The sequence below is a fragment of the Amycolatopsis sp. N2S4-7 genome, from assembly GCF_058119595.1.
In genome coordinates this window covers 7,824,201-7,840,350 of record NZ_CP172299.1, presented here as the reverse complement: position 1 = coordinate 7,840,350, position 16,150 = coordinate 7,824,201, and the positions used below count along the sequence as shown (strand labels likewise).

Here is a 16,150-nt window from a genome sequence, read left to right as displayed (position 1 = left end):
AGGGCCACATGGCTGCGCCAAGGAAACGGGACGCGATGGGCTGGGGCCTTTCCGCGCTGACCCGGCTGGCCGGGAGCAAGGCCGTCGACCGGGCGGGGCTGCGCAAGCCCCTCGAAGGCCTGGTCACGGCGGGGACGCGCAACGGCTTCCGCGTCGCGGGCGCGGCGACCCGGTCGTTCAAGTCGGTGCAGAAGCTGGGCAAGCCCGCCCGGCTCGCGCCGGCCGCCGACACCGGGCTGTTCGACCTCACGCCGAGCGAGGACCAGCAGCTCATCGTCGAGACGGTGACGGAGTTCGCCGCCGAGCAGCTGCGCCCCGCCGCGGCGGACGCGGACGCCAAGCTCGAGGCGCCGGAAGGTCTGCTGAGCCGGGCCGCCGAGCTGGGCATCAGCCTGGTCGGCATCCCCGAGGAGCTCGGCGGCGTCGGCACCGAGCGCTCGGTCGTGACCAACGCGCTCGTCGCGGAAGCGCTGGCGCACGGGGACCTCGGCCTGGCCGTGGCCGTGCTCGCGCCGTCCGCGGTGAGCACCGCGCTGGTCAGCTGGGGTGACGAGCAGCAGCAGGCCGACTACCTGCCCGCGTTCGTCGGCGAGAACGTGCCGGCCGCGGCGCTGGCGCTGCAGGAGCAGACGGCGCTGTACGACCCCTTCAAGCCGGCGACGAAGGCGCGTCGCACCCCGAAGGGCTACCAGCTCGACGGCGTGAAGTCGCTGGTCCCGCGCGCGGCGGCGGCCGAGCTGTTCATCGTTTCGGCCGATCTCGAAGGCCGCGGCCCGGCGCTGTTCCTCGTCGAGTCGTCGAACGCCGGGGTGTCGATCGAGGCCGAGCCGGCGATGGGCCTGCGCGGCGCCGCGACCGGCCAGCTGCACCTTTCGAACGTCGCCCTGCCCGCGGGCGCGCTGCTCGGCGGCGGAAAGGCGGACGTCTTCGCCGAGGTCGTGCGGCTGTCGCGGCTGGGCTGGGCGGCGCTGGCCGCCGGCACCGCGAAGGCCGTGCTCGACTACGTCGTCCCCTACGTCAACGAGCGCGTCGCGTTCGGCGAGCCGATCAGCCACCGGCAGGCGGTGGCGTTCTCCGTCGCCGACATCGCGATCGAGCTGGAGGGGCTGCGGCTGGTCACGCTGCGCGCCGCGGCACGGGCCGAGCAGGGCAAATCCTACGCCCGCGAGGTCGCGCTGGCGCGGAAACTGGCCGTGGACAAGGGCATGCAGATCGGCAGCGCGGGCGTGCAGCTGCTCGGCGGGCACGGCTTCGTCAAGGAGCACCCGGTCGAGCGCTGGTACCGGGACCTGCGCGCCATCGGCGTCATGGAAGGCGCCGTCCTTCTCTAGGCTTCGGAAAGGCTTTGGACCATGATCAACCTGGAAGTCCCCAAGAAGGCCGGCGCGCTGATCAACCAGGCGTACCAGGCCGCGGCCGAGGTGTTCCGGCCGATCTCGCGCAAGTACGACCGCGCGGAGCACACCTACCCGAGCGAGCTGGACATGTTCGCGGCGCTGCTGGACGGGCTCAACTCGTCCGGCGAGGGCGGCGCGGGCGCGGCGGGCGTGCGGCGCTCCGCGTCCGACAAGAACGAAAAGGGCAACCGCAACGGCGCCAACCTGAACGTCGTCCTCGGCACGATCGAGATGTGCTGGGGTGACGTCGGCCTGCTGCTGTCGATGCCGCGGCAGGGCCTGGGCAACGCGGCGATCAGCTCGGTGGCCACGGACGAGCAGCTGGAGCGCTTTTCCGGCATGTGGGCGGCGATGGCGATCACCGAGCCGGGCTTCGGCTCGGACTCGGCGGCGGTCAGCACGACCGCCCGCCTCGACGGCGACCACTACGTCCTCAACGGCGAGAAGATCTTCGTGACGTCGGGCGAGCGCGCGGACGCGGTGGTCGTCTGGGCGACGCTGGACAAGTCCAAGGGCCGCGCGGCGATCAAGTCGTTCGTGGTCGAGAAGGGCACGCCGGGCTTCGAAGTGGTGCGCACCGAGCACAAGCTCGGCATCCGCGCGTCCGACACGGCGGTGCTGCGCTTCGAGAACTGCCGCGTGCCCAAGGAAAATCTGCTGGGCACGCCGGAGATCGACACGAAAAAGGGTTTCGCGGGCGTCATGCAGACGTTCGACAACACGCGGCCCCTGGTGGCGGCGATGGCGATCGGCGTGGCTCGGGCGGCTCTGGACGAGACCCGCCAGATCCTCGAGTCGGCGGGCGTCAAGATCGACTACGACCGCCCGGCGAACAGCCAGCACGCGGCGGCGGCGGAGTTCCTCCGCCTGGAGGCGGACTACGAGTCGGCGTACCTGCTGACACTGGAATCGGCGTGGATGGCCGACAACCGCAAGCCGAACTCGCTGCAGGCGTCGATGGCGAAGGCCAAGGCCGGGCGTTCGGTGGTGGAGATCGCGCTGAAGTGCGTCGAGCTGACCGGGGCGTACAGCGAAGAGTCGCTGCTGGAGAAGTGGGCTCGGGACGCGAAGATCCTGGACATCTTCGAGGGGACGCAGCAGATTCAGCAGCTGATCGTGGCTCGGCGGATCCTCGGGAAGTCCTCGGCTGAGCTGAAGTGAGACCCGCTGAAGGCCACCCCCACCCAGGGGGTGGCCTTCAGTGCGTTCAAGAGATCTGGTCGTCCAGGAACTCGTCCAGGTACCGCCACGTCGTCCCCCGCGCCTTCCGGCCCGTCAGGACGCCCAGGTGCCCGCCCGGAGCCGTCTTGAAGCGGACCTCTGGGGCCTTGTCCAGCAGCTCCACCACTCGCTCCACCGATGGCCGGGGGGCGATTGTGTCGTTTTCGCCCGCCACCACCAATGTCGGGACGCGGACCGACGACAGCGAGATGATGCGGCCGTTCAGGTCCACCTTGCCCTCCGCCAGGTCGTTCGTGCGGAAGAGCCGGTGGTACAGCTGGCCGAACGTGCGCCCGGGGTAGGCGTACATGTTGTCCATGAAGTGGTCGACCGCTTCGATCTGGGCCAGGTAGTCGCGGTCGTCGAGGTGGGAGAGGATCGCGATCGGCTTGGTGATCTCCTTGCTGATGCCCGTCGCGCGGAACACGCGGCTGACCAAATAGGACGGTGCGCCGCCGAACGCGCGGTAGATCGGGGTCAGCAGGTGGCCGCCCGTCAGGTCGACCAGCGGGCGGAACGGGGCGACGATCGGGATCGCCGTGAAGTCCACCGGTGAGCCGATCGCGGTGATCGACGCGATCGGCAGCTCCGGGCGGTCGGCGTTCACCAACAGGGAGAAGATCCCGCCGAGCGACCACGACACCAGGTGGACCGCCTGGCCGCCGGAATCCAGGCTCACCTTGCGGATCGCGCGCGGCAGCACCTCGTCGATCCAGTGCTCGATGCCGAGGCGCCGGTCGGAGAAGGCGACCATGCCGTAGTCGACGAGGTAGGTGTTGCGGCCGTGCTCGACCAGGTGCTCGATGAGGCTGCAGCCGCGGCGCAGGTCGAAGCAGATCGCCGGCGCGGCCAGCGGCGGCACCAGCAGGATCGGCGGCCCGGACACCGGGCGGCTGCTGTGCGTCATCCGGTACAGCGAGCGGTTGGGTCCCTGGTCGACCAGCACCCGCGGCATCGGGCGCAGGTCGGCGACACCGCCGTGCAGCACCTTGCCGACCACGTTCGACGCCGCGGCAGCCAGCCGTGCGGGTGGTGAAACCATTTCTCGAGCCTCCTGAGAACCGATCCGGAGGCAATCTTGCCGGGCCGGGCGGGCGGACTCAACAGCACCACACCCGCAAGCACCCGGCAAGCACGTCCAATTCGGACAGTCGCTGGGCCGTCCGAGTTACTCGGAACCGGCCCCCGCGGCCCGCCTCTCGTACTCCGCGCGGGCCGGGGAATGGGCTGCCGAAGCCAAAAGCCGGTCCGCCTTGAGCGCTCGCGCGAGTGTCTCCCCCGCGCGCCGGGGCAGCAGCCGCGTGAGCTTGCCCATAGTGCCCAGCGAGCGGGGCACGAAGACGTCGAAACGAGGCTTGCGCAGCGTGGATACGATGGCGTCGGCCACATCTTCGGGGCGCACGGACTTGAACATCTTCGCCTCGCCGAGCCCGCTCGCCAGCTCCGTCCGCACGATGCCGGGCATCACGCACGAAACGTGGACGCCGCTGCCGTGCAGTTCCAGGTGCACCGCCTCGGACAGCCCGACGACGGCGTGCTTGGTCGCGCAGTACGTCGCCGCACCGGGAAAACCGGCCTTGCCCGCGAACGACGCGACGTTGACGATGTGCCCGGACCGCCGCGGCCGCATCCGCTTCACCGCCTCGCGGGTGCCGTGGATGACGGCGTGGAGGTTGATCTCCAGCTGCCGCCGGGTCGTCGCGTCGCTCTCCTCGTCGAGGTTCGCCAGCGGCATGATGCCGGCGTTGTTGACCAGGACGTCGATCCGGCCGTGGCGGCGCTCGACCTCGTCGAGGAACCCGGTGAAGCCACCGATGTCGGTGACGTCCAGGGGCAGCGCTTCGGCGTCCAGTTCACCGGCGGTCTTCTCGGCCCGGACCAGGTCCACGTCGCCGATCACGACCCGGGCGCCCAGCCGGGACAGCGCCGACGCGGTCGCCGCGCCGATCCCCTGCCCGCCGCCCGTGATGACGACGACCTTGCCCGCGAGTTCCTCGGCCATGGCGACTCCTTCGTCTGTTGGCAACCCGTCAACAGTGTCGCTCCCGGCCCGCGATCGCGCTACCCGGCTTTCCGGTGAAGGCGTTGTTCCAGCACCTGCCCGACCCACTCCTCGACGTGGAACCGCACCGTCGGCTCGAAGCCCTGGCTCTCGTAGTAGCGCTGCAGAGCGCCGTCGCCACCGGCCCAGCAGTCGACGCGCACGAGGTCGATGCCGCGGCGCCGCGCCTCGTCGAGCGCGTATTCGATGAGCCGCCCGCCGACGCGCTGCCCGGTGAACCGCCGTGACGTGATCAGCAGCCGGACGTACAGCTCCCGCTCGTCGACCGCGGGCACGTGCGGGTCGTGGTCCTCCGAGACGATCAGCGCGCCGGCGGCCTCGCCGTCGACCACCGCGATGCGCAGGCCGGGGTCCGCGGCCATGCCCTTCACCCGCTCGACGCGCTTCGGGACGCCGCTCCACGGCTCGGTGCCCCACTGCCCGGAGCTCCCGCGCGCGACGAGCCACTCGACGGCTTCGTCGAAGAAACGCAGCAGCGTGTCGACGTCCCCGGAATCACCCGATCGGATGACGATGTTGTCCATTCCCCCTGTCTACCGCACGGTGAGCACGCGCGGGCCGTCTTCGGTGATGGCGATGGTGTGCTCGACGTGCGCGGCGCGGCTGCCGTCGGTGGTCAGCAGCGACCAGCCGTCCTCGGCGTGCCGGTAGGCGTCGCCGCCCCGGGTGAGCATCGGCTCGATGGCCAGCGCGAGACCCGGCTTCAGCCGCATCCCGCGACCCGCGCGGCCTTCGTTCGCCAGGTGCGGGTCCTCGTGCATCGCGCGGCCGATCCCGTGGCCGCCGTGGTCCTCGAGCATGCCGTAGCCCGAGGCGCGGCCGGAGGTGCCGATCGCGTAGGAGATGTCGCCGAGCCTCGCGCCCGGCCGGGCGGCGGCGATCCCGGCGGCCAGGGCGCGCTCGGTCGCCTCGATCAGCGCGAGGTCGGCCGGATCGGCGTTGCCGACGACGAAGCTGATCGCGGCGTCGCCGTTCCACCCGTCGACGATCGCGCCGGTGTCGATGCTGACCAGGTCGCCGTCCTGGATGCGGTATGCCGACGGGATGCCGTGCACGACGACATCGTTGACGCTGGCGCAGATGACGCCGGGGTACGGCGTCGGCGCGGACCGCGGCTGGTAGTGCAGGAACGACGGCTTGGCGCCGGCTTCGCTGATCACCTGCGCGGCGATCTCGTCCAGTTCGCGCAGGGAGACGCCGATCGCGGCGGCCTCCTTCACGGCGTCCAGCGTCCGGGCCACCACTCGTCCGGCTTCGCGCATGACCGCCAGCTCGGCTTCGGTTTTGATCTCGACCATGACGATAACTATACCGGTATAGATATTGGTGTCCAGCGAGGTGGTCGCGTTCAGCCGGTGGCTCTGTCCGCGTCATCCGGAGTTCAAGGAGCGCTGATTGACTTCGATCGTTCACGACCTCTCTCGCGACGAGGACAAATTGACCCAGTCAGTGCCCGGCGGCGATCCGCTGGCCGCGTTCACCGCCGAGCTCGGGGAGATCCGGGCCAAGGCCGCGGCGGCCCAGGAAAAACTCCGCTCCGCCGTCGCCACCGTGCGGTCGCCGGACGGGGCGGTCTCGGTGACCATCGGCCCGAGCGGCGTCCTGCAGGACCTCCGGTTCGGCGCCCGCGCGTACGAACGACCCCCGCAAGCCCTTTCCAGCCTGGTGATGCAGCTGATCGGCCGCGCGCAGCAGAAGGTCTCGGCCGAGGTCGCCGACGCGTTCAGCGGCGTGGTGGGCGAGAACTCGGCCGCCCGCGAGCTGCTGGGCGAGTTCCTGCCGGCGCCCGAAGAGGACGACGGCAAGTTCGTGCCGCCGCCCGAGGCCGAGCCCCGTCCGCCGGCGCCCCCGCAACCGCAGCGTGGTCAGCCGCGCCGTCGTCCCCGGTCCCAGCCGGAAGAGGACCCCGGCGAGAGCAACCCCTGGTAACAACGAGGAGCAGCAGTGGTTTCCGGAGCAGGGTTCTCGGTCGACCCGGCCGAGTTGCAGAAGTTCAGCCAGTTCCTGTCGGGCACCACGCAGCCGGCGGTGCAGGACGCCGCGAACCGGATGCAGGCCGCCAACGGGTTCGACAACGCCGCGTTCGGCATCCTGCTCGCGCAGGTGCTCGCCGTGCCCTCGCGGGTCACGATGGCGGTGATCAGCGGGGAGATCAGCAAGCTCGTCGGGGACATTTCCAAGTCCGCGGACGACCTGAAGAAGGCCGCCGACACCTACACGACCCACGACTCGAACACGGCACAGGGTTTGAGCACCTTCGAGACGGAGCTGGGCAAGTGACCGTTCCCATCACGGCATCGAACTCCACCACCGGCGCCGGCGTCTTCGACAGCTGGAAGCAGGTGGGCGACTCGATCGGCAAGGTCCAGACCGAACACGGCGGCGACCTCGCGGCCGTCAGCGTCGAGCTGGGCGTCAACGTCATCAGCGCCGCGCTCGACACCGTCGCGTTCGTCATGGACCCGCTGGCGAAGCTGATCGCCGCGGGCCTGGGCTGGCTGATCGAGCACGTTTCGTTCCTGAAGTGGCCGCTGGACCAGGTCGCGGGCAACCCGTCCGAGGTCACGAAGCTCGCCAACGAGCTGCACAAGATCGGCGAGTCGCTGCGCGACACCGGCACCGAGCTCGACGACGCGCTCAAGTCGACGATCACCCAGTGGCAGGGCAAGGGCCACGACAGCTTCGTCAAGTCGATCGACGACCGGAAGGGCTGGATCGACGCGAACGCGAAGGCGTCGGACGTCGCCGGCTACATGGTCGAGACCACCGGGGCGCTGATCGCCGCGGTCCGCTCGCTGCTGCGCGACATCATCACGACGATCCTCGGCGACATCATCTCCACGATGCTGATCGCCCTCGCGATGGCCGCGTTCACCTTCGGCGCGTCGATCGCCGTCGGCGTGACCAAGATCGTCGTGCAGGTCTCGGTGCAGGTCGCGGCGATGGCGGCCAAGCTCGCCAAGGTCGTCGCCTACGCCGGGCGCACCATGGCCCGCCTCACCCAGCTGTCGAAGCTGGTCAAGCCGAAGCCGGGCGCGGGCCACGAAATGACCAACGTGCCGCGCCCGGGCGGGAACACCGTGCCCAACTTCTCGCGGCCGCTGCCGCCGCCCCCGGGCACCGCGATCACCCACGACGTGCCGGGGACCGGCGGCGCCACGCCGAGCACCCGGCCGCCGGGCGACGGCACCGTCCCGAACTTCTCGCGGCCACTGCCGAAGCCCGCGGACCCGCCGCCCGCGCCCAAGCCGCCGTCCCCGCAGTCGCACCTGAGCGACCACGACTTCCCGATGATCAAGAAGCACGAGGACTGGCTGAAGACCAAGTTCGGGGACAGCTACAAGAAGATGAAGTTCGTCGACGACTGGCTGAAGGCCAAGCACCCGGACTACTACCCGATGCTGAAGGCCCTCTCCGACGCCAAGAGCTCGAAGAACTTCGCCGGCTGGGCGGGCAAGAGCATCGTGCAGGTCGACCGCGGCCTCACCGACATCCAGATGCAGGCGGAAGCCGCGTGGGCCGAAGAGGACAAGAAGCAGCAGCCCTAGGGCCCGTCCTCAAAGCCAGCTGAGCAGCGGTCGCGATGGCGCGGAACTGTTTGAGCCGGTCGAAGCAGCGTTCGACGGTGTTGCGGCGCCGGTAGGCGATGCGGTCGAAAGCCGGTGGGCGTCCACCGGCCCGGCCGCGGCGCCGCCGGTTGGCTCGCTGGTCCCGGCGTTCCGGGATGGTCGCCGGGATGTCGGGTCAGCTCATGCCTGCGCACCACAACCCGAGATCAAAGCAGGGCACCGTCACCTACTTTGGTGACGGGCCCCGGCCCGAGGGCACCTCGCGGCACGTCAGGCGACGCCGAGGTGCCGCGAGATCAGCATCTTCTGCACCTCGCTCGTCCCCTCGCCGATCTCCAGGATCTTCGCGTCGCGGTAGAAGCGGCTCACCGGGTACTCGTTCATGAAGCCGTAGCCGCCGAAGATCTGGGTGGCGTCGCGCGCGTTGTCCATCGCCGCGTTCGAGGCCACCAGCTTCGCGATCGACGCCTCCTTCTTGAACGGCTCGCCGCGCAGCATCTTCGACGCCGCCTGGTAGTACGCCAGGCGCGCGGTGTGCGTGCGGACCTCCATGTCGGCGATCTTGAACTGGATCGCCTGGTACTCCCCGATCCGCTTGCCGAACGCGACGCGGTCCTTGACGTACCGGAGGCACTCGTCGACGCAGCCCTGCGCCAGGCCCACCGAAAGCGCCGCGATCGCGACCCGGCCTTCGTCCAGAATGGACAGGAACTGCGCGTAGCCCCGGCCACGGACGCCGATCAGGTTGTCCACCGGCACCCGGACGTCCGAAAAGGACAGCTCGTGCGTGTCCGAGCAGTTCCAGCCGACCTTGGAGTACTTCGGCGCGACCTCGAAGCCCGGCGTGCCGGACGGGACCAGGATCGCCGAGATCTCCTTGCGGCCGTTCTCCATCACGTCGGTGACCGCGGTGGCCGTGACGAACCTGGTGATGTCCGTGCCCGAGTTCGTGATGAACGCCTTGCTGCCGTTGATGACCCAGTCGTCGCCGTCCTGGCGCGCCCGCGTGCGCGTCGCGCCCGCGTCGGAGCCGCCGCCCGGTTCGGTCAGGCCGAACCCGCCGAGCGCGGTCCCCGCGCACAGCGACGGCAGCCACTGCTCCTTCTGCGCCCGCGTCCCGAAGCGGAAGATCGGCATCGCGCCCAGCGAAACGCCGGCTTCCAGGGTGATCGCGACCGACGAGTCGACCCGCGCCAGCTCCTCCAGCGCCAGGCACAGCGCGAAGTAGTCGCCGCCCATGCCGCCGAACTCCTCGGGGAACGGCAGGCCGAACAGGCCCATCTCGCCCATCTTCGCGACGATCTCGTACGGGAACTCCTCCTTCTCGTACAGCTCGCCGATCACGGGCGCGACCTCGGCGTGCGCGAAGTCCTCGACGGTCTTGCGGAGGGACTCGTACTCCTCGTCCAGGCGGAAGTCGATCACTGCTGCTCCTCTTGGGGCTTCACTACGGCAAGGGTTTCGTCCAGCGCGACCTGCTGGCCGGCCCGGACGGGGAGTTCGCTGACGACGCCGTCGATCGGCGCGGTGACCGTGTGTTCCATCTTCATCGCTTCGACGACGAGCAACGGCGTCCCGGCCTTCACCACGTCCCCCGCGGCGACCTTCACGACGAGCACCGTGCCCGGCATCGGGCTGGTGACCGGCCCGGCCCCGGCGGCCTCGCCGCGCGACGCGAGCACGAACTCCTGCTCCCCGAAGGGAAAGCCGAGCCCGTCACGCGCGAGCCAGACCGTCCGATCGGGACCGCAGGCCTGGCGGTAGCGGTGGAAACCGCCGGCGTGCCGGACCTCCAGCACGTCGCCGTCGCGGCGGGCCGAGACCCGCACCGGCGCCGCGTCGTCGACGAACACCGTCGCGTCCGAGGGGGTGCCCTGGACCCGGACCACCGCGCGAGCGGTGCCCGACTTCAGCCGGAACGTCACGCCGCCGGAGCCGCCCATCCGCCAGCCGTCCGGCACGTCCCACGGATCCACGACCGGCCCGGACGGCTGCAGCTCCAGCAGCCGGTCCAGCGCGGCCGCGACGAAGAACTCCGGAGGCACGTCGGCGGAGACCAAAGTGGACAGGCGGCGGTCGACCAGCTCGGTGTCGAGGCGACCGGCGCGCACGTCGGGATCCGCCAGCAGCCCGCGCAGGAACGCGAGGTTCGTGCCGACGCCGAGCAACGCCGTGTCGGCCAGCGCCAGGTCGAGCCGGTGCAGCGCCGCCGCGCGGTCCGGGCCCCAGGCGATGACCTTGGCCAGCATCGGGTCGTAGTTCGAGCCGACCACCGCGCCGGGCGTCATCCACGAGTCGACGCGGACGCCGTCGCCGGACGGCTCGTGCACCGCCAGCACCGTGCCGCCGGTCGGGATGAAGCCGCGCGCCGGGTCCTCGGCGTAGACCCGCGCTTCGACAGCGTGGCCGTTCAAGACCACATCTTCCTGGGCAAGGGAAAGGCGTTCGCCGGCCGCGACGCGGACCTGCCACTCGACCAGGTCGAGGCCGGTGACGAGCTCGGTGACCGGGTGCTCGACCTGCAGGCGGGTGTTCATCTCCATGAAGAAGAACTCGTCGGGGTTCTTCGCCGACATGATGAACTCGACGGTGCCCGCGCCGACGTACCCGACCGAGCGCGCGGCTTCGACCGCCGCCGAACCCATCTTTTCGCGCGTCGTGGCGTCCAGCAGCACCGACGGCGCTTCCTCGATGATCTTCTGGTGCCGCCGCTGCAGGCTGCACTCGCGCTCGCCGAGGTGGATGACGTGGCCGTGGGTGTCGGCCAGCACCTGGATCTCGATGTGCCGCGGTGTCGTGACGAACCGCTCCATCAGGAGCGTGTCGTCACCGAACGAACCCTTGGCCTCGCGCCGCGCCGACTCGATCGCGGCGTCCAGCTCCCCGGGCGCGTGCACCAACCGCATGCCCTTGCCGCCACCACCGGCGGACGGCTTCAGCAGCAGCGGGTACCCCACCTTCGCCGCGGCTTCCGCGAAGCCGCCCTCCGGAATGTCCACATCGGACGCGCCGGGCACGACCGGGACCCCGGCCTTCGACACCGTCGCCTTGGCCCGGATCTTGTCGCCCATGGCGTCGATCGCCGCGACCGGCGGGCCGATGAACACCAGCCCCGCGGCCTCGCAGGCCCGCGCGAACTCGGCGTTCTCCGCCAGGAAGCCGTAACCCGGGTGCACGGCCTGCGCGTCCGAAGACACGGCGGCGTCCACGATGGCCGGAATCGACAGGTAGCTCTTCGAGGCCTCCGCCGGGCCGATGCGCACCGCGGTGTGCGCCTCCCGGACGTGCCGGGCGTCGGCGTCCGCGTCGCTGTACACCGCGATCGAGCGGATGCCGAGGTCCCGCAGCGTGCGGATGACCCGGACGGCGATCTCGCCGCGGTTGGCGACCAGCACTGAGTCGAACATCTGCCTCACATCCGGAAGACGCCGTAGTTGACATCGGCCAAGGGTGCGTTCGCCGCGGTCGAGAGCGCGAGGGCGAGCACCGTGCGGGTGTCCGCCGGGTCGATCACGCCGTCGTCCCACAGCCGCGCGGTCGAGTAGTACGGGCTGCCCTGCGCCTCGTACTGCTCGCGGATCGGGTCCTTGAACGCTTCTTCGTCCTCTGTGGACCATTCGCCGCCGCGCGCCTCGATCGAGTCGCGGCGGACCGTCGACAGCACCGACGCCGCCTGCTCGCCGCCCATCACCGAGATCCGCGCGTTCGGCCACATCCACAGGAACCGCGGCGAGTACGCCCGGCCGCACATCGAGTAGTTGCCGGCCCCGAACGAACCGCCGATCACGACGGTCAGCTTCGGTACCCGCGCGCAGGCCACCGCGGTGACCATCTTCGCGCCGTGCTTGGCGATGCCGCCCGCCTCGTACGCGCGCCCGACCATGAACCCGGTGATGTTCTGCAGGAACAGCAGCGGGATCGAGCGCTTGTCGCACAGCTCGATGAAGTGCGCGCCCTTCATCGCCGACTCGGCGAACAGGACGCCGTTGTTCGCGACGATGCCGACCGGGTGGCCGTGGATCCGGGCGAACCCGGTGACCAGCGTCGAGCCGTACTCCTTCTTGAACTCGCCGAACCGGCTGCCGTCGACGATCCGCGCGATCACCTCGCGCACGTCGTAGGGCGTGCGCGGGTCGGTCGGCACGACGCCGTACAGCTCGGCCGGGTCGACGGCGGGCGCCTCGGTCGGCAGGACGTCCCAGGGGCGCGGCGTGCGCGGGCCGAGCGTCGAGACGATCTGGCGGACGATCCGCAGCGCGTGCGCGTCGTCGTCGGCCAGGTGGTCGGTGACGCCGGACTGGCGCGAGTGGACGTCGCCGCCGCCGAGCTCCTCCGCCGTGACGACCTCGCCGGTCGCCGCCTTCACCAGCGGCGGGCCGCCGAGGAAGATCGTGCCCTGGTTCCGGACGATCACGGCCTCGTCGCTCATCGCGGGGACGTACGCGCCGCCGGCGGTGCAGGAGCCGAGGACCGCGGCGATCTGCGGGATGCCGCGCGCGGACATCGTCGCCTGGTTGTAGAAGATCCGGCCGAAGTGTTCACGATCCGGGAAGACCTCGTCCTGCCTGGGCAGGAACGCGCCGCCGGAGTCCACCAGGTAGACGCACGGCAGGTTGTTGTGCAGCGCGACCTCCTGGGCGCGCAGGTGCTTCTTCACCGTCATCGGGTAGTACGTGCCGCCCTTGACGGTGGCGTCGTTGGCGACGACCACGCACTCCCGGCCGGAGACGCGCCCGACGCCGGTGATGATGCCCGCGGACGGCGCTTCGTCGTCGTACAGTCCGTTCGCGGCCAGCGGCGAGAGTTCGAGGAACGGCGAACCCGGGTCCAGCAGCGTGTCGACGCGGTCCCGCGGGAGCAGCTTGCCGCGTTCGACGTGCCGGGTGCGCGCCTTCTCCGGCCCGCCGAGCCGGGCCGCGGCCAAGCGTTTGCGGAGGTCCTCGACCAGCTCCGCGTGGGATGTGGCGTTGCGGGCGTAGGCCTCGCTGTCCGGGGCAGCGGTGGTCCCCAGTGCCGGCGTGTCCATGGGCTCCCTCGAAGTTAGCAGTCGTTAACCTCCGTCCCGATGTTAGCGACCGCTAACGTGGGTGTCCAGTCGCCGGACTGCCGTGAAGGCCACCTCGAGCGTTCGCCGAGGTGGCCTTCACGAACTTCGGTTCAGCCGATCGCCGCCCGCAACGGCGTGTAGTAGCCGCCCGACTGCCCGGCCACGGTCGGGTGATACGACTCGATCACCGGCCAGGTCAGGCTGTGCAAGTAGTCGTCGGCCGACGAGCAGATGTTGTGGCCGGCGAACGACGGCCGGACGTCGACGAACGTCGCCCCGGCCGACGCGGCGCGCTGCTGGATGACCGACGCCAGCGCGTCGGCGCCCGAGTTGATCGCCGTGCGCTTGGTGTCGCTCAGTCCCACCCAGCACGAGCCGGGCACGGTGTAGAAGCGCGGGTAGGACAGGACGACGAGCCGGGCGGCCGGCGCCTTGGCCTTGATCGCGTTGTAGGTGTTGGTCAGCAGCGGCGGCAGCGTGTTGTTGACGTACGTCTTCGCCGTGTTGACCCGGTTGACGCAGTCGGAATCACTGCCCAGGGTGCAGGTCTGGATCACGTCCGCGAACCCGGCGTCGTTCCCGCCGACGGTCACCGTGACGAGCGTGGCCGACGAAGGGATCGAGTTCGCCTGGTTGATCACGTCGCCCGTGCGGGCGCCGGAGCAGGCCAGGAAGGTGAACGACGTGCCGCTGTGGGCGTTGGCCCACAGCTGGGGATAGGCCTTCGAGCTGCGGTAGCAGCTCCCGGAACTGCCGTAGCTGCCGGCTCCGACCCCCGAGGAGTAGGAGTCGCCGACCGCGGCGTAGACGGTCCCGGCGGCCTGGGCGAGGCCCGTGACGCCGAGAGTGGCAAGGACAACGGCCCCCAGGGCCGTACTCAACCGTAGAAGGGATCGCCGGAACTTACGGGTGGGAACAGCCATGGGTCACTCCTTTGTGACAGGGCCGACCCAAATAGGACAGCAGGTGGAGCGCCCACAAGGAACCCCTGTTACCCGTAGGTAACCCACTCGGCCCACGTCGGAAGGAGGAAACCGTGTTAGCGCTCGCTAACTTGCCGCTCTAATATGGCCAGATGCCGGCCAACCCCACGCCACTCGTGAACGGCGCGAAGGCGAACAGACGCGAACAGATCATGGCCGCGGCCGCCGAGCTGTTCGCGCACCACGGCTTCCACGGCGTCGGCATCGACGACATCGGCGCCGCGGTCGGCATCTCCGGCCCCGCGCTCTACCGGCACTTCCGCAGCAAGGACGCCATCCTCGGCGAAATGCTGAACTCGATCAGCCGCTACCTGCTCGACGGCGGCACCGCGCGGGCGAGCCGGCCGGGTGAACCGGACGACACGCTGACCGGGCTCGTCCGGTTCCACGTCGACTTCGCGCTCGCGCACCCGGCGTTGATCACCGTCCAAGAGCGCAACCTGGCGAACCTGACCGACACCGACCGCAAGCAGGTGCGCGCGCTGCAGCGCCAGTACGTCGAGGTGTGGGTCCGCGCCATCCGCGAAGCGGTGCCGGAGCTGGGAGAACGGCAGGCGCGGTCGGCGGCACACGCCGTGTTCGGATTGATCAACTCGACCCCGTACAACCGCCATCTCGGTGACGGCGAACTCGCCGAACTGCTGTGCCGCCTCGCGCTGGGTGCCCTCCGCGCGGCCGGATGACCGACCCGGATCAAGGTATCCCCACGAGCGGCGTCGCTGGTGTTTGATGGGGCACGTGGATCCGGACTGGAACGAGCGGCTCGTCGAGAAGGCCCAGCGCGCGTTGACCGCGCTGAGCGTCGGTGACGACGCCGAAGCCCTCGTCGAGGTCGCCCCGACGGCCGCCGAACCGCAGGCCCGCGCGGACGAGACGAAGGCGCTGATGCTGCTGCTGTTCGGCGAGTGCAGCGCGATGGTCTCCACCCTCGGCGACGGCGGCAGCGCGCCGGTGAAGGTCCAGGTCTTCGACGAGGACGGCGAAGAGGTCTCGATCGACCAGGCCGACCCGCCGGTGCGGACCGCGGTGCGGACGCTGCTGGCGGAGGTGCACGGCAACACGGAGGCGGCGCAGGAGCAGGTGGAGATCGCGCTGGCCAACGCGGCGCCGGACGAGGTCGACAGCCTCGTGCTGCAGGCGCTGCGCTGGACGATCCGGCTGTCGGTGGAGTGCCTGGACCGGGACCTGCCGGTGGCGCCCTGGATCTCCGAAGCCGTCTCGGACTGACCCGGCCTCAGGCGGGGCGCAGCGAGCGGACGATCGGGGCCAGGTAGAGCTCGGCCAGGCGGCGGCGCTGGACGTCGTCGTCGACCGGGAGGACCGTCTCGGGGGTCAGGACCAGCGAAACCACGATGCGGATCAGCAGCTCGGCCATGCCGTCGACGTCCTCTTCCGGCAGCCTGAGCCGCCCGGCCGCGATCTCCGCGTGGAAGTGCGCCGCGATCCGGGCGCGCGCCGCCGCGAACAGGCCGCCGGCCTGCACGGTCAGGTGCGGCAGGATCAGCTCCGGCTCGGTGCGCAGCAGCCGGTTGAGCAGCCGGTGCCCGCGCAGGTACCCGAGGGAAAAGCTCAACCCCTCGATGAGCTTCTCCTCCGGCGTCGCCTGCGCCTCGACGACGGCGTCGACCTTCGTCAGGAACCGCTTCATCTCCCGCAGGATCAGCGCGCTGAGCAGCTGGTCCTTCTTCGGGAAGTACCGGTAGATCGTCACCCGCGAGAGGCCGACGCGGCGCGCGACGTCGTCGACGGTGAACCGGCGCAGCCCGAAGTCCTCCGCCTGGGTGAGCGCCGCGCCCATGATCCGTTCCGCGGTCTCGTCACCGGGCAGTTCGGCTTCGAGCGCGTGCTTCAGGAGATCGCGCATGGGTCAA

16 protein-coding genes and 1 pseudogene are annotated in these 16,150 nt (G+C 70.3%); 7 read left to right on the top strand and 10 right to left on the bottom strand.

Features of this window, described 5'->3' with window-relative positions; genetic code table 11:
* The first annotated feature begins 35 nt into the window (after positions 1 to 35).
* Positions 36 to 1,331 carry an acyl-CoA dehydrogenase family protein gene (locus ACH54P_RS37230; RefSeq protein WP_489916855.1) on the top strand — a complete coding sequence of 432 codons (1,296 nt, stop codon included), beginning with the start codon at positions 36 to 38 and terminating at the stop codon, positions 1,329 to 1,331.
* 21 nt (positions 1,332 to 1,352) lie between these two features.
* Complete coding sequence (locus ACH54P_RS37225) at positions 1,353 to 2,558, top strand: acyl-CoA dehydrogenase family protein (RefSeq protein WP_489907972.1); 1,206 nt, start codon at positions 1,353 to 1,355, stop codon at positions 2,556 to 2,558.
* Between the two features lie 46 nt (positions 2,559 to 2,604).
* Here ACH54P_RS37225 and ACH54P_RS37220 read toward each other — a convergent pair whose 3' ends face one another.
* From ACH54P_RS37220 to map, 4 genes are all read right to left on the bottom strand, one after another.
* Positions 2,605 to 3,660 (bottom strand): alpha/beta fold hydrolase, encoded by a 1,056-nt coding sequence (locus ACH54P_RS37220; RefSeq protein WP_489907971.1) that lies wholly within the window; start codon positions 3,658 to 3,660, stop codon positions 2,605 to 2,607.
* 126 nt (positions 3,661 to 3,786) lie between these two features.
* A complete protein-coding gene (locus ACH54P_RS37215) occupies positions 3,787 to 4,620 on the bottom strand; it encodes an SDR family oxidoreductase (protein WP_489907970.1) in 834 nt (277 codons plus the stop codon).
* A gap of 59 nt (positions 4,621 to 4,679) precedes the next feature.
* Complete coding sequence (locus ACH54P_RS37210; protein ID WP_489907969.1) at positions 4,680 to 5,204, bottom strand: GNAT family N-acetyltransferase; 525 nt, start codon at positions 5,202 to 5,204, stop codon at positions 4,680 to 4,682.
* Between the two features lie 9 nt (positions 5,205 to 5,213).
* Positions 5,214 to 5,978 (bottom strand): type I methionyl aminopeptidase, encoded by a 765-nt coding sequence (map, locus tag ACH54P_RS37205; RefSeq protein ID WP_489907968.1) that lies wholly within the window; start codon positions 5,976 to 5,978, stop codon positions 5,214 to 5,216.
* 139 nt (positions 5,979 to 6,117) lie between these two features.
* On the opposite strand from map, the gene ACH54P_RS37200 reads away from it, so the two are divergent.
* From ACH54P_RS37200 to ACH54P_RS37190, 3 genes are read left to right on the top strand one after another with little or no spacing between them, the layout of a single operon-like run.
* Positions 6,118 to 6,609: a YbaB/EbfC family nucleoid-associated protein gene (locus ACH54P_RS37200; RefSeq protein ID WP_489907967.1), complete on the top strand. Its 492-nt coding sequence runs from the start codon at positions 6,118 to 6,120 to the stop codon at positions 6,607 to 6,609.
* Between the two features lie 15 nt (positions 6,610 to 6,624).
* Positions 6,625 to 6,960 carry a hypothetical protein gene (locus ACH54P_RS37195; protein ID WP_489907966.1) on the top strand — a complete coding sequence of 112 codons (336 nt, stop codon included), beginning with the start codon at positions 6,625 to 6,627 and terminating at the stop codon, positions 6,958 to 6,960.
* Positions 6,957 to 8,228 (top strand): WXG100-like domain-containing protein, encoded by a 1,272-nt coding sequence (locus tag ACH54P_RS37190; RefSeq protein ID WP_489907965.1) that lies wholly within the window; start codon positions 6,957 to 6,959, stop codon positions 8,226 to 8,228. Before ACH54P_RS37195 ends, ACH54P_RS37190 begins: the two co-directional genes overlap by 4 nt.
* Positions 8,229 to 8,256: 28 nt before the next feature.
* On the opposite strand, the pseudogene ACH54P_RS37185 reads toward ACH54P_RS37190, so the two are convergent.
* The 5 genes and pseudogenes from ACH54P_RS37185 to ACH54P_RS37165 all read right to left on the bottom strand — a co-directional run.
* Positions 8,257 to 8,409 (bottom strand): annotated as a pseudogene (locus ACH54P_RS37185) (IS5/IS1182 family transposase); the annotation flags it as partial.
* Between the two features lie 110 nt (positions 8,410 to 8,519).
* On the bottom strand, positions 8,520 to 9,674 hold the full coding sequence (locus ACH54P_RS37180; RefSeq protein ID WP_489907964.1) for an acyl-CoA dehydrogenase family protein: 1,155 nt from the start codon (positions 9,672 to 9,674) through the stop codon (positions 8,520 to 8,522).
* Positions 9,671 to 11,656, bottom strand: a complete 1,986-nt coding sequence (locus tag ACH54P_RS37175) for an acetyl/propionyl/methylcrotonyl-CoA carboxylase subunit alpha (RefSeq protein ID WP_489907963.1) — start codon at positions 11,654 to 11,656, stop codon at positions 9,671 to 9,673. The genes ACH54P_RS37180 and ACH54P_RS37175 overlap by 4 nt, the downstream gene beginning before the upstream one ends.
* A gap of 5 nt (positions 11,657 to 11,661) precedes the next feature.
* Positions 11,662 to 13,275, bottom strand: a complete 1,614-nt coding sequence (locus ACH54P_RS37170) for a carboxyl transferase domain-containing protein (protein ID WP_489907962.1) — start codon at positions 13,273 to 13,275, stop codon at positions 11,662 to 11,664.
* A 131-nt stretch (positions 13,276 to 13,406) separates the two neighbouring features.
* Positions 13,407 to 14,177, bottom strand: a complete 771-nt coding sequence (locus ACH54P_RS37165) for an SGNH/GDSL hydrolase family protein (protein WP_489907961.1) — start codon at positions 14,175 to 14,177, stop codon at positions 13,407 to 13,409.
* A gap of 194 nt (positions 14,178 to 14,371) precedes the next feature.
* Here ACH54P_RS37165 and ACH54P_RS37160 point away from each other — a divergent pair, with 194 nt between their 5' ends.
* On the top strand, positions 14,372 to 14,962 hold the full coding sequence (locus ACH54P_RS37160) for an SACE_7040 family transcriptional regulator (RefSeq protein ID WP_489907960.1): 591 nt from the start codon (positions 14,372 to 14,374) through the stop codon (positions 14,960 to 14,962).
* A 46-nt stretch (positions 14,963 to 15,008) separates the two neighbouring features.
* Positions 15,009 to 15,506, top strand: a complete 498-nt coding sequence (locus ACH54P_RS37155) for a hypothetical protein (protein ID WP_465449621.1) — start codon at positions 15,009 to 15,011, stop codon at positions 15,504 to 15,506.
* 7 nt (positions 15,507 to 15,513) lie between these two features.
* Here ACH54P_RS37155 and ACH54P_RS37150 read toward each other — a convergent pair whose 3' ends face one another.
* The gene (locus ACH54P_RS37150) at positions 15,514 to 16,143 is read right to left on the bottom strand and encodes a TetR/AcrR family transcriptional regulator (protein WP_489907959.1); all 630 of its coding nucleotides are present in this window, start codon (positions 16,141 to 16,143) and stop codon (positions 15,514 to 15,516) included.
* Positions 16,144 to 16,150 lie beyond the last annotated feature (7 nt).

What these genes read in the sequence shown, in the direction of transcription:
- ACH54P_RS37230 (WP_489916855.1), top strand. Translation starts at nt 36, where the DNA reads ATGGGCTGGGGCCTTTCCGCGCTGACCCGGCTGGCCGGGAGCAAGGCC.
- ACH54P_RS37225 (WP_489907972.1), top strand. Translation starts at nt 1,353, where the DNA reads ATGATCAACCTGGAAGTCCCCAAGAAGGCCGGCGCGCTGATCAACCAG.
- ACH54P_RS37220 (WP_489907971.1), bottom strand. Translation starts at nt 3,660, where the DNA reads ATGGTTTCACCACCCGCACGGCTGGCTGCCGCGGCGTCGAACGTGGTC.
- ACH54P_RS37215 (WP_489907970.1), bottom strand. Translation starts at nt 4,620, where the DNA reads ATGGCCGAGGAACTCGCGGGCAAGGTCGTCGTCATCACGGGCGGCGGG.
- ACH54P_RS37210 (WP_489907969.1), bottom strand. Translation starts at nt 5,204, where the DNA reads ATGGACAACATCGTCATCCGATCGGGTGATTCCGGGGACGTCGACACG.
- map (WP_489907968.1), bottom strand. Translation starts at nt 5,978, where the DNA reads ATGGTCGAGATCAAAACCGAAGCCGAGCTGGCGGTCATGCGCGAAGCC.
- ACH54P_RS37175 (WP_489907963.1), bottom strand. Translation starts at nt 11,656, where the DNA reads ATGTTCGACTCAGTGCTGGTCGCCAACCGCGGCGAGATCGCCGTCCGG.
- ACH54P_RS37170 (WP_489907962.1), bottom strand. Translation starts at nt 13,275, where the DNA reads ATGGACACGCCGGCACTGGGGACCACCGCTGCCCCGGACAGCGAGGCC.
- ACH54P_RS37160 (WP_489907960.1), top strand. Translation starts at nt 14,372, where the DNA reads ATGCCGGCCAACCCCACGCCACTCGTGAACGGCGCGAAGGCGAACAGA.
- ACH54P_RS37155 (WP_465449621.1), top strand. Translation starts at nt 15,009, where the DNA reads ATGGGGCACGTGGATCCGGACTGGAACGAGCGGCTCGTCGAGAAGGCC.
- ACH54P_RS37150 (WP_489907959.1), bottom strand. Translation starts at nt 16,143, where the DNA reads ATGCGCGATCTCCTGAAGCACGCGCTCGAAGCCGAACTGCCCGGTGAC.